The organism is Rhizobium sp. LEGMi-198b, assembly GCF_054114205.1.
Genome location: NZ_JBSYVH010000002.1, coordinates 1277385 through 1291396, shown reverse-complemented (window position 1 = coordinate 1291396; position 14012 = coordinate 1277385). Strand labels below are relative to the sequence as shown.

The following is a 14012-nucleotide window of genomic DNA, read 5'->3' as shown; positions in this document are numbered from 1 at the left end:
GGAACGTCTTGCGCTTGCTCGCACCCTTTGCCGGTCTTTGCAAGCCATTCCGCGCGGTGCTCCGGTCTCGGCGTGATCAGGCTTCGGGTGGGATGATCCTGGCCTCGAAACCGTCCACCTTATCGGTAGCGGGGGAGAAAAGATCGAGGCGGCCGCCGATCTGCTCGACGATGCGCTCGGCGATGGCAAGGCCGAGGCCGGAGCCGGAAGCTTTCGTATTGCCGCGCCAGAAACGTTTTTTCAGATCGGCCAGTTCTTCTTGCGACAGCACATTGCCGCCATTCAGGATATGGATCGTTCCTGCCTGGCCGATCCTGACGGTCACCTCGTCATCGGTCGGACCATGAATCAAGGCGTTTTCGATGAGGTTACGGATGGCGATGGCGAAGGCGTCGATATCGACGTTGCGGATCAGCTTCCCGTCGGCCTCGTTCTCCAGGAGAATGCGGCCCGCCGTACCCGTATCCCGGTCGTAGTCGCCGATGACTGTTTCGATGATGGCGATCAGATCGGCGGGCTTGTCGCCAGTGCCAATGCCGGCCTGGGCGCGGGAGAGCTGCAGCAGCTTTTCCGCCAGGCGGCCGAGATTGGAGAGCGAGGTCTCGATTCGTCCGGCGCGTTCGGCGAGAGGCCCTTTCGGCAGTTCGGCGATCAGCCGCTGCGTCTGCGCGAGCGCGCCGGCGATCGGCGTGCGCAGTTCGTGGGCGCTGTTGGCGGTGAATTCACGTTCGGCCTCGAGAGCCGAGCGCAGGCGGCCGAGGAGCAGATTGACGGAACGGCCTATCGGCTGCAGCTCGCGGGGCAACGGGTCGCTCTCCAACGGGGCCATGTTGCCGCCATCCTTGGTGGCGATTTCCAACCGCAACCGATCGATCGGCCGAAGCGAGCGGCCGACGATGAACCAGATGGCGACGACGCTGCCGGGGATGAGGGCAAGCAGCGGCCAGAGCAGGGCGACGCCGCTCTCCCGCGAGGCTTCCCGGCGATTCTTGAAGGCGTCGGCGACATGCAGGAAGAGTGTGCCGTTCAAAGAGGATTCTGTGTAGATTCGGTATTTCGGCGTGTTGTGGAAACCGATCTTCAATGGCACGTCGTAGGGTATCTTCGGTGCATCATGGGAATGCAGGATGAGCTTGCCCGTCGCGTCGAGCACCTGGTAGGTCAGGTATTCCCGGTTCAGTCCCCTCTCCATATTTTCGAGGGTTTGCGGATCGGCGGAGGGATCGCGATCGGCAAGATCGTCGACCACCAGAGGCATCAGGCGTTGGGCGGTTTCCTGCAATGCGCCATCGAAGGTCTCGGCGAGCTCCTTGTTGACCACATAGACGCCGATGCCGACGGCGATCAGCCAAAAGAGGACGACCGTGCCGGTCAGCGCCGCGATCAGGCGGCGGGTGATGCTGGTGCGGTTGAGACTTTTGCGCTGCGTCATCTTTCACCCAGGCAATAGCCGACGCCGCGGGCCGTGCGGATGCGGTCCTTGCCGATCTTCTTGCGCAGGCGGCTGACATAGACCTCCACCGTGTTGCTTTCGATTTCCGAACCGAAAGCATAAAGCGCTTCTTCTATCTGGTCCTTCGAGACGATGGCGCCCGGTCGCGCAACCAGCAGATCGAGGACCGCCCATTCCCGGCCGGTCAGCACGACATCCTTGCCGGAGAGCGTAATGCGCCGTTGCGGCAGGTCGATTTCGAGATCGGCTAAACGAACGGTGGGCTGCGGACTGCCGCTGTAACGGCGGGCCACCGCCATGATGCGGGCTGTAAGCTCGCCGAGATTGAAAGGCTTGACGAGATAATCGTCGGCACCGCTGTTCAGGCCCTCGATCCGGTCGGAGATCTGGTCGCGGGCGGTCAGAATGATGACGGGCGTCTCGTCCGGTTTGCGGCGCAGTTTCTTGAGGAAGTCGATGCCGATGCCGTCGGGGAGCTGCAAATCAAGCAGGATGAGGCCGTAGTGCACGGCGCTGGTAACCTCTTGCGCATCCGCGAGGTTTTTCACCCAGTCTATGGCATGCGGGGACGCGGCAATATGGTCGCGAACCGCGCCGCCGATCATATCGTCGTCCTCGACCAGAAGAATTCTCACCTGTCCCTCGCAACCATGCCCGTGCTTCAGTTAATGCCGCCGAACCTATCTGGTCAATAAAGGCCGAAATAAGCCACAATGAGAAGCGCAGTTCTCATCCCTCACGTTCTGCTGATAACGTTCGTGGCGGCTATGGACAGAGATCGGCGCCGCGATTACTTCTTTGCTCCCGATGAAGAGCGCGGCTTCGGAACTGCCGCTGATCGAAGAGCTGAGGAGAGCCGTTCATGCTGAAGGGAATTTCGCCGCTGTTGAATGCGGATGTGCTGCATGCGTTGAAATCGATGGGGCATGGCGACATGCTCGCGATCGTCGACACGAATTTTCCGGCCGATGCAATCGCGCGTCAGACCAGGCTGGGGCAGCTTCTGCGAATCGACAATGTATCGGCCGCCGAAGCCGTCGCGGCGGTGCTATCGCTGATGCCGCTCGATACGTTCATCACCGACGCGGCGACGCGCATGGAAGTGGTCGGCGCGGCCGATGAAGTACCGCAGGTTCAGAAGGAAGTGCAGGCGGCGATCGATCGCGCCGAAGGCAAGCACTGGCCTCTGACGCCGGTGGAGCGTTTCGCCTTCTATGAGCGGACAAAAACCGCTTACTGCGTGATCCAGACCGGCGAGCGCCGCTTCTATGGTTGTTTCACCTTGACCAAGGGCGTCATTCCGCCGGAAACTGACTAACGTACCGCGCTGCTGCCATATCGGGTAAAGGGTGCTGCTTTCGCAGAGGAATGTGATGGTCAGGAAGTTGGATTCCCAGGGGCGGCTTGACGATGCGGCGCGAGCCGGCTGGCTGTATTACGTTGCCGGGCGGACGCAGGACGAGATCGCCATCGCCATGGGAATCTCCCGGCAATCGGCACAGCGGCTGGTGTCGCTCGCGGTTGCCGAAAGGCTGATCAAGGTGCGGCTGGACCATCCGATTGCCGCCTGCCTCGAATATGCGGTGGCGCTGCGGGAAAAATTCAAGCTCAGGCATGTCGAAGTGGTGCCGAGCGATCCCGACGGGACATCCTCCACGGTCGGTATCGCCGAAGCGGGTGCTGCCGAGATCGAGCGCTGGCTGAAGCGCAGCGATCCGATCGTGCTGGCGATCGGCACCGGCCGCACGCTGAAGGCCGCGGTCGACCAGCTGCCGGTCATGGAATGCCCGCAGCACCGGGTCGTATCGCTGACCGGCAATATCGGTCCGGATGGCTCGGCCGCCTATTACAACGTTATCTTCAGCATGGCCGATGCGATCAAGGCGCGGCACTATCCCATGCCGCTGCCCGTGCTGGTCTCCTCGGCCGAGGAGCGCGAGCTTCTGCATGCGCAGGCGCTGGTGCGCTCGACGCTCGATATCAGCGCGCAGGCCGATGTGACTTTCGTCGGCGTCGGCGAGATGGGCATCGAGGCGCCGCTCTGTCTCGACGGCTTTCTCGAGAAGGAGGAGATGCTGGCGCTGATGAAGCGCGGAGCGGCCGGCGAAATCTGCGGCTGGGTATTCGATGGCGACGGCAAGTTGATGTCGGATGCCATTAATGACCGGGTGGCCAGCGCACCGCTTCCGCCGCGCGAAGCCTCTTCCGTCATCGGAATAGCCAAGGGCAAACGGAAGTTCGAAGCCATCAAAGCGGCCGTTACCGGCCATCAGATCAATGGTTTGATCACCGACGAAGCGGTCGCTGAGTTTCTGCTCAAGGCTTGAGCAAAAAATAACCCCATAAAATCAAATGGATGAGCTGCTTGTTCGGCAATGCAGCAATGAATTCGCATTGACATTTTGTCGCAACGGGTGAGTAATTGCTCACGAGCAAAGCGAATGCTCAAATTTGATCTTCTGGGAGGAAGATATGAAATTGAAAACTTTCCTGCTGAGCGCATGCTCCGCACTGATGTTTGCTGGAATGGCGTCCGCCGAAACCCTCACGATCGCCACCGTGAACAATGGCGATATGGTTCGTATGCAGAAGCTTACGGACGATTTCAAAGCCAAAAACCCCGACATTGACCTGCAGTGGGTCACGCTCGAAGAAAACGTATTGCGCCAGAAGGTTACGACGGACATCGCTACCAAGGGCGGCCAATACGACGTGCTGACGATCGGCACCTACGAAGTGCCGATCTGGAGCAAGCTCGGCTGGCTCGCGCCGCTCGATAAGCTTGCTGCCGACAAGAACTACGACGTGGATGACCTTCTCCCGGCTATCCGCAGCGGCCTGACGGTAGACGGGAAGCTCTATGCTGCGCCGTTCTACGGTGAAAGCTCGATGGTGATGTACCGCAAGGACCTGTTCGACAAGGCCGGCTTGAAGATGCCGGATGCGCCGACTTGGGATTTCATAGCCGACGCAGCCCGCAAGATTACCGACAAGGACCATGAAGTCTACGGCATCTGCCTTCGCGGCAAGGCCGGCTGGGGCGAAAACATGGCATTCCTGACGGCGATGTCGAACTCGTTCGGCGCTCGCTGGTTCGACGAGAAATGGAAGGCACAGTTCGATCAGCCGGAATGGAAGGACACGCTGGACTTCTACGTCAAGCTGATGAAGGACGCTGGCCCTCCGGGCGCTTCGTCCAACGGCTTCAACGAAAACCTCTCGCTGTTCCAGACCGGCAAGTGCGGTATGTGGATCGATGCGACCGTCGCAGCTTCGTTCGTTGCCGACCCGAAGCAATCTAAGGTTGCCGACAAGGTTGGCTTCGCTCTGGCGCCGGACAAGGGCCTCGGCAAGCGCGGCAACTGGCTCTGGGCATGGAGCTTGGCGGTCCCTGCCTCTTCGAAGAAGACCGAAGCTGCCGAGAAGTTCATCTCCTGGGCAACCAGCAAGGATTACACCAACCTCGTTGCCCAGAAGGAAGGCTGGCTGAATGCACCTCCCGGTACCCGTGCCTCGCTCTATGCGAATGCGGACTATCAGAAGGCAGCACCTTTTGCGAAGATGACGCTGGACTCGATCAATGCGGCTGATCCGGCCCACCCGACCGTCAAGCCGGTCCCGTATGTCGGCGTCCAGTTTGTCGCTATTCCTGAGTTCCAGGGTATCGGCACCGCCGTCGGCCAGCAGTTCTCTGCTGCCCTTGCAGGTCAGATCCCCGTCGATCAGGCGCTCAAGGCCGCACAGCAACTGACCAGCCGTGAAATGACCAAGGCTGGTTATCCGAAATAAGAAACCTCCCAAGGGTATGGAGGAGAGCGGCTCGTAGCGCTCTCCTCCCTTAGGTCGCCGAGTGCCCGAATTGCTCTTCGGCGGCCTCTTTTATTTTAGCCGGTCCGCGGCCACTCTCCCTGCTAAAAGATAGGTCGGTACTTGCCATGGCAACGCTACACACCCGTTCTACCGCACGCGTCATGATGGCGCCCTCGGTTTTGCTTCTCTTCGCGTGGATGATCGTCCCCCTGGTCATGACGATCTATTTCTCGACGCTGAACTACAATCTCATGTCTCCCGGTGCGCATGACTTCATCGGGTTCTTGAATTACGAATATTTCGTCACCGATCCGGCCTTCTGGAATTCGCTGCTGGTAACGATCCTGCTCGTGGTCGGCGCGTTGATCATCACGGTGGTCGGCGGCATCGCTCTCGCGCTCCTTCTCGATCAGCCGATCTTCGGCCAAGGCATCGTGCGCATGCTGGTGCTCGCGCCCTTCTTCGTCATGCCGACGGTCGCCGCCCTTATTTGGAAACATATGTTCATGAACCCGGTGAACGGGCTTCTGGCGTATCTTTTCAAGCTCGTCGGGCTCGATCCGCTGACCTGGCTGGAGACGATTCCGCTGTTTTCGATCATCATCATCGTTGCCTGGCAGTGGTTGCCCTTCGCAACGCTCATCCTGCTGACTGCTTTGCAGTCGCTCGACGAAGAGCAGAAGGAAGCCGCCGAAATGGATGGTGCCGGCGCGGTGTCGAAGTTCATCTACATCATCCTGCCGCATCTGGCGCGTGCGATCACGGTCGTCATTCTCATCGAGACGATCTTCCTGCTTTCGGCCTTCGCCGAAATCCTGGTCACCACCAATGGCGGCCCGGGCACGGCAACGACCAACCTCACTTACCTGGTCTATTCGCAGCTCGTTCTGCAGCAAGACGTCGGCGGCGCGTCGGCGGGCGGCATCATTGCCGTCATCCTCGCCAATATCGTCGCGATCTTCCTGATGCGCGCAGTCGGCAAGAATCTGGAGGCTTAAGATGGCTCGTACTGTCTCAACCAAACATAAGGTGGTCGTATCCGTCGCCGCCTGGGTGGTCGCGATCCTGATCTTCTTCCCGATCCTCTGGACGTTCCTGACGAGCTTCAAGACGGAGGGCGACGCCATCGCCTCGCCTCCGCAATTCCTCTTCTTCCATTGGACGCTGGAGAATTATTTCGAGGTGCAATCGCGCTCGAACTATTTCCTCCACTTCGGCAACTCGGTGCTCATCGCCTTCGGTTCGACGATCCTTGGTCTGATCGTCGCCGTTCCGGCGGCCTGGGCCATGGCCTTTTCGCCGACCAAGCGCACCAAGGACGTGCTGATGTGGATGCTGTCCACCAAGATGATGCCGCCTGTCGGCGCCTTCATCCCGATCTATTTGCTGTTCCAGGCATTCGGTCTGCTCAACAATCAGTTCGCCAGCCGTCTCGGCATGGTCGTCGTACTGATGCTGATCAACCTGCCGATCATCGTGTGGATGCTCTATACCTACTTCAAGGAAATCCCCGGCGAGATCCTCGAAGCGGCCCGCATGGACGGCGCGTCGCTGGCCAAGGAGATCATCTATGTGCTGACGCCGATGGCGATCCCGGGCCTTGCCTCGACGATGCTTCTCAACATCATCCTCGCATGGAACGAGGCCTTCTGGACGCTGAATCTCTCCGCCGTGGACGCGGCGCCGCTCAGCACCTTCATCGCCTCCTATTCCAGCCCGGAAGGCTTGTTCTACGCCAAACTTTCGGCGGCATCGACCATGGCGATCGCCCCAATCCTGATCCTCGGCTGGTTTTCGCAAAAACAACTCGTTCGCGGCCTCACCTTTGGCGCGGTTAAGTAAGGAAGAGAAACATGGGTAGCATTGTCCTTAAGAAGGTTTCTAAGGTCTTCGGCGAAGCCAAGGTCATCCCTTCCATCGACCTCGAAATCAATAACGGCGAGTTCGTCGTGTTCGTCGGCCCCTCCGGTTGCGGCAAGTCTACGCTGCTGCGTCTGATCGCCGGCCTCGAGGATGTCTCAAGCGGCCAGATTATGATCGACGGCAAGGACGGCACCAATCTGGCGCCGGCCCAGCGCGGCCTCGCCATGGTGTTCCAATCCTACGCGCTCTATCCGCACATGAGCGTTCGCAAGAATATCGCCTTTCCGCTCAAGATGGCGAACCTGGCACAGGCGGAGATCGACAAGAAAGTGGCGGATGCGGCACGTGTTCTGAACCTGACGGACTATCTGGAACGCAAGCCGCGCCAGCTCTCAGGTGGCCAGCGCCAGCGCGTCGCCATCGGCCGTGCCATCGTACGTCAGCCCGCAGCCTTTCTGTTCGACGAGCCCTTGTCGAACCTCGATGCGGCATTGCGCGTCAACATGCGCCTCGAAATCAGCGAACTGCACAATCAGCTCAAGACGACAATGATCTACGTGACCCACGATCAGGTGGAGGCCATGACCATGGCCGACAAGATCGTCGTCCTGAACCGCGGCAATGTCGAACAGGTCGGTTCGCCGCTCGAGCTCTATCGTAACCCGCAGAACATCTTCGTTGCCGGCTTCATCGGCTCGCCGAAGATGAACTTCGTCACGGGCGCCTATGCCCAGAACCTCGGCGCCCACACGATCGGCGTCCGTCCGGAACACGTACTGCTGTCGACCACCGAGGGGGACTGGCAGGGCAGGGTGAACGTCGCCGAACATCTCGGCTCCGACACCTTCCTGCATATCGATGCCGATGGCATCGGCACCATCACGGCCCGCGGAACCGGCGATTTCCCGGCACGCGCCGGCGATACCGTTTATCTGACTCCCGACAAATCCCGCATCCACCGGTTCAACGATAGGGGGCAGTCGATCTAAATCGCGCGCCCTCGCCATGTCCGGCCTCACGCGGCATGGCGAATACTATTAGACCTGGGCCACATCAGATGGGCCCAGGCCATCCTAGCCGGATAAGGCATTCCCAATCCATCCGGAGCAGAAGACCTTTCAGAAGGACTTGAGACATGACGTGCAAATTATCGCTCGCAACCCTTCAGGAGGCGGCTGCAACGGCTGCCATCCCGGCCTATGATCCAAAGTCGCTGTCGGCGGGCATCGTTCATTTCGGCGTGGGCAATTTCCATCGCGCCCATCAGGCGGTCTACCTCGACGACCTTTTCAATGTCGGCCAGAACCACGATTGGGCGATCATCGGCGCCGGCGTCCTGCCTTCGGACGCCGCCATGCGCGAGAAGCTCGCGGCTCAGAATTTCCTGACGACGGTGGTCGAACAGGACAATAATCGCACCGCTGCGCGCGTAACCGCGCCGATGATCGACATTCTGCCGGTCGGCGACGCCGCGGTCATCATCGCCAAGCTTGCCGATCCTTCGATCCGCATCGTCTCGATGACGATCACCGAAGGCGGCTATTTCATCGACGCATCCGGCAAGTTCAATCCCGCCCATCCGGCCATCGTTGCCGACGGTCAGAATGCGGATGCGCCGAAGACGGTGTTCGGCCTGATCGTCGCCGGCCTCAAGGCCCGCCGCGCCGCCGGTCTGCAACCCTTTACCGTCATGTCCTGCGACAACATTCCCCACAATGGCGGTGTCACCAAAGCCGCCGTCGTCGGCACGGCGAAGCTTTCGGATCCCGCTTTTGCCGACTGGATCGCCGCCAACGTCGCCTTCCCGAACGGCATGGTCGACCGCATTACGCCCGCAACCGGCGCACGCGAGATCGATCTGCTCAAGGAATTCTTCGATATCGAGGATAACTGGCCGGTCTATTGCGAAGAGTTCAAGCAGTGGGTGCTGGAGGACAATTTTCCGGCAGGCCGTCCGGCGCTGGAAAAGGTCGGCGTTACTTTCGTGCCGGATGTTACGCCCTACGAGCATATGAAAATCCGCATCCTGAACGGCGGCCATGCGGCAATCGCCTATCCGGCGGCGCTGATGGACGTACATTTCGTGCACGAGGCCATGGAAGAGCCCTTGATCCGCGCTTACCTCGCCAAGCTCGAGAACGAAGAGATCATTCCCGTCATCCCGCCGGTGCCGAACACGGTGCTTGCCGATTATTTCAAGCTGATCGAGCGGCGATTCTCCAATCCGAAGATTGCCGACACCATTCCGCGCTTGGCACAGGACGGTTCGAACCGGCAGCCGAAGTTCATCCTGCCGTCGACGGCCGATCGTCTGCGCCGCAAAGAGGATGTCGTGGGCCTGGCGCTGGTTTCGGCGCTGTGGTGCCGCTACTTCGCCGGCACCACCGACAGCGGCAAGGACATCGTTTTCAACGATGCCAGCGCCGACCGGCTACATGCCGCCGCGCTGAAGGCCAAGAACGACCCGGGCGCCTTCCTCGTCTTCGACGATATTTTCGGCGACGTCGCCAAATCGGATCTTTTCCGCAAGCGCTTTGCCCATGCATTAAAAACGCTGTGGGAAAAGGGGACCCGCGTTACCCTGCAGCTATACCTCGATAACAAACTCGCGGAATAACTGTCTATCGGCCGGGGCGCCCAAGTCCCGGCCGAATTTTTATGGCCAGGCCTGCGTTTGAAGAGGCGCGGCTTAACAGGGTTCGGGTTGGATCTGCGATGACTGGTGCGGAGAAGGGACTCGTAATCTTCGACTGCGATGGTGTGCTCGTCGACAGTGAACCGCTGTCCGTCAGCGTGCTCCTCCAGGCCATGCGTGATGTCGGCGTCGATATGAGCGAGGAGGACATCTACAGGCGCTTTCTCGGCAAGAGCCTCGCCACGCTCGTCGATACGCTGGAGACGGAGTTCGACGTCTTCATCGATCAGGATTTTCTCGATCGTATCCGCAATGACCTTTATGAACGCTTCCGGAACGAACTGAAGCCCATCGGCGGCATTGCCGAGACGCTGGACGCGCTGACCGTTCCGCGTTGCGTCGCCTCTTCCAGCCAGATAGAGCGCATCCGGTTGTCGCTCGGCGTTACCGGTCTGCTGGAGCGGCTGGAGCCGAATATTTTCAGCGCCAGCATGGTCAAGCGCGGCAAGCCGGCACCCGATCTCTTCCTTTATGCCGCCAAGCAGATGCAGGTCGCGCCGCAGGACTGTATCGTCATCGAAGACAGTCCGGCCGGGATCACGGCAGCGAGGGCGGCCGGCATGACGGTGTTCGCTTTCATCGGCGGCTCGCATGCTCATTCGCCGAGTTACCGGGCAGAACTGGAGCGGCTTTCTCCGGAAGTCGTGTTTGACGCAATGTCGGATTTGATACACCTTGTCCGCAATAAGCCATAAATGGACGGGGCCCATACTGAATGCGTGATCATGTGGTTGCGGTCGATATCGGCACTGGCAGCGCGCGCGCCGGCGTGTTCACATCCCGCGGTGCTCTGCTGGGTAAGGGCGAACATCCGATCATCATGAACCGCCCGCGTGAAAATCACGCCGAGCACGATTCTGAAAACATCTGGGCCGCTGTCTGCACAGCGGTGCGCGCCGCCGTTGCCGCCTCCGGCGTCGATATCTCCGTCATCGGCGCCATCGGCTTCGATGCCACCTGTTCGCTGGTGGTGCGCGACGCGGATGGCAAGCCGCTCACGGTTTCGACCGGTGGCGAAGACCGGTTCGACACCATCGTCTGGCTCGATCACCGGGCGCTTGCCGAAGCGGATTTCTGCACGGCGACCAAGCATCAGGTTCTCGAACATACCGGTCACTTCATGTCGCCGGAAATGGAGATGCCGAAGCTAATGTGGCTGAAGAAAAATCTGCCGCAGAGCTGGGCAAGGGCCGGGTATTTCTTCGACCTCGCCGATTTCATGACCTGGAAGGCCACTGGTTCGCTTGCGCGCTCGCGCTGCACGCTGACGGCGAAATGGAATTATCTCGCGCATCGCGAACCCGGCTGGCAGACGGATTTCCTCAATGTGATCGGTCTTGGCGATCTGCGCGAACGCGGCAACCTGCCGGAAGAGACAACTCCGGTTGGGGAAAGCGTCGGCACGCTGACAGCGCAAGCGGCGGAGGCTTTGGGCCTCGACCGAGAATGTCATGTCGGCGCCGGCATGATCGATGCCTATGCGGGCGCGCTCGGCACGCTCGGCGGCCGTGCCGGCGACCTCAACGCGCTGGAGCATCAACTGGCGCTGATTGCCGGAACGTCGAGTTGCATCGTCTCCTTCTTGCGCGAACGCAAGCGCAGCACCGGCATGTGGGGCCCCTATTACGAAGCCGTGTTTCCGGACACCTGGCTGGTCGAAGCCGGGCAATCGGCGACCGGTGCGCTGCTCGATCATATCGTCGGCATGCATGCGGCCGGCGGCGAACCGACGGCGGCGCTGCACGACCGTATCGTGAGGCGCATCGCGGAGCTTCGCGCCGTCGAGGGCGATGCCTTTGGCGAGCGCATCCATGTGCTTCCGGATTTTCACGGCAACCGCTCGCCGCTTGCCGATCCGCATGCGGTCGGCGTCGTCAGCGGCCTGACGCTGGATGCATCCTTCGACGGCCTCTGCCGCCTCTATTGGCGCACCTGCGTCGGCGTCGCGCTCGGTCTCCGCCATATCCTCGAGAAGATGCATGACTACGGGTACGTGCCGGATACGCTGCATGTCGCCGGCGGCCACGTGAAGAATGCGGTTCTGATGGAACTTTATTCCGACATCACCGGCTGCAAGGTGGTCGTGCCGAAGATGAACGAGGCGGTGCTCTTGGGAACGGCGATCGCCGCTTCCGTCTCCTGCGGTCTTTACGACAGCCTCGCAACGGCCGGCGCGGCCATGTATCCCGGCGGTCACGAGCGCATGCCGGACAAGGGCAAGAAGACGCTTTATGATCGCGATTATCGGCGCTTTCTCGCGATGTATCGTCATCGCGCCGAGCTGGAGTCCATGGAATAAAAAACGCCGGAAGGACTTTCCGGCGTCCAAGCCATCGTTTGTCGACCATTATCGAAGCGGCGCGTGGGCAAACATGCCTTCCAGCTCTTCGATCCTGTGGATGCGGCTCTCCGCCTCTTCGCCGGCCGCATGAATGACGGCAACCGCCAGGAACTCCAGCAACGCCATCATTGCCGACAGGTTTTCGTGGTTGCCGGCGCGCAGCGGCGGCAGTGACAGCGTCATATTGGCGAATTCATGCGCCCATTCGGTATATTGGCTGGTGATCAGCAGCACCTTGTAGCCAGAGCGGCGGGCGGAGCGCGCAAGCAACCGCGAGGCGACGAAGCGAGGCGAATCGACGATCACCACCAATGCGTCGTTCGACTGATGGCCGAGCAGCTCGATATAGCTGCCATTGGCGCCGTCGAGGAACTGCACATGATCGCGTGCGAATGCGAGACGGTCGCAGAGATGGCGCCCGAGACTTGCGAGACTAAGATGCGCGGTGACGAAAACCTCGCTGGACGACAGGATCGTCGCGACCGCATCCAGCCAGTGCGGCTGGCTGGTGAGATTGTAGATATGCTGCAGCATCTCGACCTGCTCGGCGATCTGGCCGGCAATCGGGCGTCCCTCGTTGGCGTCCTTCTGCAACTGTTCCAGAACGTTCGGCAGTTGCAGCGTCACCGGGGTCACATTTTCCCGCAGGTGCACCTTGATGCCATCCAGGCCCTGATAGCCGAGCGACCGCAGAAAGCGCCCGACAGTCATCGGGCTCAATTCCAGCCTGTCGGCGACGGAAGAGGCGGTTTCAAAGGGCAGCTCGTTCAAGTGTTCGGAGAAATACTTGGCGATTCGACGCTCGGCGGGAGTGCCTGTTTTGATATATTGTCTAAGCTTCTGGCCAAGGTCTTCCAAATGTTGCGCCTCGCTGACGGTCTATCCTAAGCGTGATCGCGCCGAATGCGGAAACAATCGGAGTGCTTGCAGATTTTGGATGACCGCTAATCATGTTAGGTTGTTGTTTTTCATATGAAACCCACAATATATTAGTGCGTACTTGATTACAACAATTCAAATGGGTGAGGGTTATTACGCGGCCGGCGGGAATATATTGATATATCTGCAATTACTACTTACATATCCGGCCACGACTAACGGGATATCGGACGAATGATCATCCATGCCGCGCGTCTTTCCGTCGCCAATCTCTTTGCAGCCGAGACGCGCAAGGTTTTTTGGAAAGTCCTCGGGCTCACATTGCTGGCGCTTATCGCTCTCTGGTTTGCGCTGCGCAGCAGCTTCATCGCCTTCGTATTGCCGTGGTTACAAAGCGTCATGCCGCCCGTACCGGATTGGACGAGCTGGCTCACCTTTCTTCTCGCCGTTCTGGCGGGCCTTGTTTTGGCGCTAGGCTTGGCGTTGCTGATCTCACCGGTTACGGCACTGATCGCAGGGCTCTTTCTCGACGATGTCGCTGAGGTGGTGGAGAAGAGGGATTATCCGGCCGATGCGCCGGGAAAAGCGCTGCCATTTGTGCCGGCGATGAAGAGTTCGCTGAAATTCCTCGGCATCGTTGTCGTGGGCAACATCATCGCGCTGCTTCTGCTTTTCATTCCCGGCGTCAATCTCGTCGCCTTCTTCCTGGTCAACGGCTATTTGCTTGGCCGGGAGTTCTTCGAATTTGCCGCCATGCGCTTCCGGCCGCCGGAAGAGGCACGACGGTTTCGCAGCAAATATGCCTTCACCGTTTTCCTTGCCGGTCTGGTGATCGCCGCCTTCCTCGCCATTCCCCTGGTCAACCTTTTGACGCCGCTGTTTGCCGCGGGGATGATGGTGCACTTGCACAAGCTTCTTTCTCAGAAGGAAGCGGCTCGTCGCGGCTGAAAATTGCAGATATAGGACGATTG

13 protein-coding genes are annotated in these 14012 nt (G+C 59.9%); 10 read left to right on the top strand and 3 right to left on the bottom strand.

The features are described 5' to 3' along the window. Nucleotides 1-76: 76 nt before the first annotated feature. Together ACXHXG_RS12850 and ACXHXG_RS12845 are read right to left on the bottom strand one after the other, a co-directional pair. Nucleotides 77-1432 carry an ATP-binding protein gene (locus ACXHXG_RS12850; RefSeq protein WP_104824379.1) on the bottom strand — a complete coding sequence of 452 codons (1356 nt, stop codon included), beginning with the start codon at nt 1430-1432 and terminating at the stop codon, nt 77-79. Continuing rightward, nucleotides 1429-2088 (bottom strand): response regulator, encoded by a 660-nt coding sequence (locus tag ACXHXG_RS12845; protein WP_104824378.1) that lies wholly within the window; start codon nt 2086-2088, stop codon nt 1429-1431. The genes ACXHXG_RS12850 and ACXHXG_RS12845 overlap by 4 nt, the downstream gene beginning before the upstream one ends. A 227-nt stretch (nt 2089-2315) precedes the next feature. Between ACXHXG_RS12845 and ACXHXG_RS12840 the strand changes: the two genes are divergently transcribed. From ACXHXG_RS12840 to ACXHXG_RS12800, 9 genes are all read left to right on the top strand, one after another. Then, entirely contained in the window at nt 2316-2771 is a 456-nt protein-coding gene (locus ACXHXG_RS12840) for an RbsD/FucU family protein (protein WP_457899478.1), read from the top strand. A 55-nt stretch (nt 2772-2826) separates the two neighbouring features. Beyond that, nucleotides 2827-3780, top strand: a complete 954-nt coding sequence (locus tag ACXHXG_RS12835) for a sugar-binding transcriptional regulator (RefSeq protein ID WP_457899477.1) — start codon at nt 2827-2829, stop codon at nt 3778-3780. Between the two features lie 145 nt (nt 3781-3925). Further along, on the top strand, nt 3926-5242 hold the full coding sequence (locus ACXHXG_RS12830; RefSeq protein WP_104824375.1) for an ABC transporter substrate-binding protein: 1317 nt from the start codon (nt 3926-3928) through the stop codon (nt 5240-5242). 146 nt (nt 5243-5388) lie between these two features. Continuing rightward, nucleotides 5389-6261 (top strand): carbohydrate ABC transporter permease, encoded by an 873-nt coding sequence (locus ACXHXG_RS12825; RefSeq protein ID WP_104824374.1) that lies wholly within the window; start codon nt 5389-5391, stop codon nt 6259-6261. 1 nt (nt 6262) lies between these two features. Further along, entirely contained in the window at nt 6263-7105 is an 843-nt protein-coding gene (locus tag ACXHXG_RS12820; protein WP_104824373.1) for a carbohydrate ABC transporter permease, read from the top strand. A gap of 11 nt (nt 7106-7116) precedes the next feature. Then, nucleotides 7117-8115 (top strand): ABC transporter ATP-binding protein, encoded by a 999-nt coding sequence (locus ACXHXG_RS12815; protein WP_104824372.1) that lies wholly within the window; start codon nt 7117-7119, stop codon nt 8113-8115. A gap of 146 nt (nt 8116-8261) precedes the next feature. After that, a complete protein-coding gene (locus ACXHXG_RS12810; RefSeq protein ID WP_457899476.1) occupies nt 8262-9743 on the top strand; it encodes a mannitol dehydrogenase family protein in 1482 nt (493 codons plus the stop codon). Between the two features lie 98 nt (nt 9744-9841). Further along, nucleotides 9842-10516, top strand: coding sequence for an HAD family hydrolase (locus ACXHXG_RS12805; RefSeq protein WP_457899475.1), 675 nt, complete (start codon nt 9842-9844; stop codon nt 10514-10516). Nucleotides 10517-10536: 20 nt separating this feature from the next. Beyond that, nucleotides 10537-12120, top strand: a complete 1584-nt coding sequence (locus ACXHXG_RS12800; RefSeq protein ID WP_457899474.1) for an FGGY-family carbohydrate kinase — start codon at nt 10537-10539, stop codon at nt 12118-12120. Nucleotides 12121-12168: 48 nt separating this feature from the next. On the opposite strand, the gene ACXHXG_RS12795 is transcribed toward ACXHXG_RS12800, so the two are convergent. Beyond that, nucleotides 12169-13020 carry a MurR/RpiR family transcriptional regulator gene (locus ACXHXG_RS12795; protein WP_457899473.1) on the bottom strand — a complete coding sequence of 284 codons (852 nt, stop codon included), beginning with the start codon at nt 13018-13020 and terminating at the stop codon, nt 12169-12171. A gap of 255 nt (nt 13021-13275) precedes the next feature. On the opposite strand from ACXHXG_RS12795, the gene ACXHXG_RS12790 reads away from it, so the two are divergent. Next, the gene (locus ACXHXG_RS12790; protein WP_104824367.1) at nt 13276-13989 is read left to right on the top strand and encodes a sulfate transporter family protein; all 714 of its coding nucleotides are present in this window, start codon (nt 13276-13278) and stop codon (nt 13987-13989) included. Nucleotides 13990-14012: the final 23 nt, after the last annotated feature.

Excerpts from the sequence above, each read along its gene's own strand:
- ACXHXG_RS12805 (WP_457899475.1), top strand. The coding sequence starts at position 9,842 with ATGACTGGTGCGGAGAAGGGACTCGTAATCTTCGACTGCGATGGTGTG.
- ACXHXG_RS12800 (WP_457899474.1), top strand. The coding sequence starts at position 10,537 with ATGCGTGATCATGTGGTTGCGGTCGATATCGGCACTGGCAGCGCGCGC.
- ACXHXG_RS12815 (WP_104824372.1), top strand. The coding sequence starts at position 7,117 with ATGGGTAGCATTGTCCTTAAGAAGGTTTCTAAGGTCTTCGGCGAAGCC.
- ACXHXG_RS12830 (WP_104824375.1), top strand. The coding sequence starts at position 3,926 with ATGAAATTGAAAACTTTCCTGCTGAGCGCATGCTCCGCACTGATGTTT.
- ACXHXG_RS12840 (WP_457899478.1), top strand. The coding sequence starts at position 2,316 with ATGCTGAAGGGAATTTCGCCGCTGTTGAATGCGGATGTGCTGCATGCG.
- ACXHXG_RS12810 (WP_457899476.1), top strand. The coding sequence starts at position 8,262 with ATGACGTGCAAATTATCGCTCGCAACCCTTCAGGAGGCGGCTGCAACG.
- ACXHXG_RS12820 (WP_104824373.1), top strand. The coding sequence starts at position 6,263 with ATGGCTCGTACTGTCTCAACCAAACATAAGGTGGTCGTATCCGTCGCC.
- ACXHXG_RS12850 (WP_104824379.1), bottom strand. The coding sequence starts at position 1,432 with ATGACGCAGCGCAAAAGTCTCAACCGCACCAGCATCACCCGCCGCCTG.
- ACXHXG_RS12835 (WP_457899477.1), top strand. The coding sequence starts at position 2,827 with ATGGTCAGGAAGTTGGATTCCCAGGGGCGGCTTGACGATGCGGCGCGA.
- ACXHXG_RS12825 (WP_104824374.1), top strand. The coding sequence starts at position 5,389 with ATGGCAACGCTACACACCCGTTCTACCGCACGCGTCATGATGGCGCCC.
- ACXHXG_RS12790 (WP_104824367.1), top strand. The coding sequence starts at position 13,276 with ATGATCATCCATGCCGCGCGTCTTTCCGTCGCCAATCTCTTTGCAGCC.